The organism is Buchananella hordeovulneris (genome assembly GCF_001907235.1).
Lineage (GTDB): Bacteria > Actinomycetota > Actinomycetes > Actinomycetales > Actinomycetaceae > Buchananella > Buchananella hordeovulneris.
The window spans coordinates 1-1,786 of sequence record NZ_MQVS01000024.1 but is presented as its reverse complement, the minus strand read 5'-3'; the positions used below and the strand labels follow the sequence as shown (position 1 = coordinate 1,786).

Here is a 1,786-nt window from a genome sequence, read left to right as displayed (position 1 = left end):
GTTTTTGCCTGGCTCTGTTTTGGGGTTGGGTGTTTTTGTCAGGGTTTCTGGCTTGGACCGTTTATGGTTTTTGTTGGAGAGTTTGATCCTGGCTCAGGACGAACGCTGGCGGCGTGCTTAACACATGCAAGTCGAACGGGATCTGCCGGGCTTTTGTTTGGTGGTGAGAGTGGCGAACGGGTGAGTAACACGTGAGTAACCTGCCCCCTTCTCTTGGGATAACGTCCAGAAATGGGTGCTAATACCGGATATTTACGCTTCATCGCATGGTGGGGTGTGGAAAGGTTTTTCTGGTGGGGGATGGGCTCGCGGCCTATCAGCTTGTTGGTGGGGTGATGGCCTACCAAGGCTTTGACGGGTAGCCGGCCTGAGAGGGTGACCGGCCACACTGGGACTGAGATACGGCCCAGACTCCTACGGGAGGCAGCAGTGGGGAATATTGCACAATGGGCGCAAGCCTGATGCAGCGACGCCGCGTGAGGGATGACGGCCTTCGGGTTGTAAACCTCTTTCAGTAGGGACGCAGGCCTCAGTTTTTGTTGGGGTTGACTTTACTTACAGAAGAAGCGCCGGCTAACTACGTGCCAGCAGCCGCGGTAATACGTAGGGCGCAAGCGTTGTCCGGAATTATTGGGCGTAAAGAGCTCGTAGGCGGTTTGTCGCGTCTGTCGTGAAAACCCACAGCTTAACTGTGGGCTTGCGGTGGGTACGGGCAGGCTTGAGTGCGGTAGGGGAGACTGGAATTCCTGGTGTAGCGGTGGAATGCACAGATATCAGGAGGAACACCGGTGGCGAAGGCGGGTCTCTGGGCCGTTACTGACGCTGAGGAGCGAAAGCATGGGGAGCGAACAGGATTAGATACCCTGGTAGTCCATGCCGTAAACGTTGGGCACTAGGTGTGGGGAATGTTTCCACGTTTTCTGCGCCGTAGCTAACGCATTAAGTGCCCCGCCTGGGGAGTACGGCCGCAAGGCTAAAACTCAAAGGAATTGACGGGGGCCCGCACAAGCGGCGGAGCATGCGGATTAATTCGATGCAACGCGAAGAACCTTACCAAGGCTTGACATACATCCAGAGCGTGCAGAGATGTGCGTGCATTTGGTTGGGGGTGTACAGGTGGTGCATGGTTGTCGTCAGCTCGTGTCGTGAGATGTTGGAGTTAAGTCCCGCAACGAGCGCAACCCTTGTCTCATGTTGCCAGCACGTTATGGTGGGGACTCGTGAGAGACTGCCGGGGTTAACTCGGAGGAAGGTGGGGATGACGTCAAATCATCATGCCCCTTATGTCTTGGGCTTCACGCATGCTACAATGGCTAGTACAGAGGGTTGCGATATCGTGAGGTTGAGCTAATCCCTTAAAGCTGGTCTCAGTTCGGATTGGGGTCTGCAACTCGACCCCATGAAGTCGGAGTCGCTAGTAATCGCAGATCAGCAACGCTGCGGTGAATACGTTCTCGGGCCTTGTACACACCGCCCGTCACGTCACGAAAGTTGGTAACACCCGAAGCTCATGGCCTAACCGTTTGGGGGGAGTGGTCGAAGGTGGGACTGGCGATTGGGACGAAGTCGTAACAAGGTAGCCGTACCGGAAGGTGCGGCTGGATCACCTCCTTTCTAAGGAGCATCTGGGTATTGTTTGCCTTGCCGGGATTTGTTAGACCATTCTTGTTTGGGTGGTTGGTTTTGGTGGGGTGTGGTGCTCTTGAGTGGATGACACACGTGTTTTAAGACAGGCGCGGGCATGCTATTGGGTTTCCAGGCCACATCTGGTGGTTTGGTTGTTGTT

1 rRNA gene is annotated in these 1,786 nt (G+C 55.2%); it reads left to right on the top strand.

What is annotated here, in order from left to right:
• Positions 1-70 precede the first annotated feature (70 nt).
• Positions 71-1,614: ribosomal RNA gene (locus BSZ40_RS11130) — 16S ribosomal RNA — on the top strand.
• The last annotated feature ends 172 nt before the right edge of the window (positions 1,615-1,786 follow it).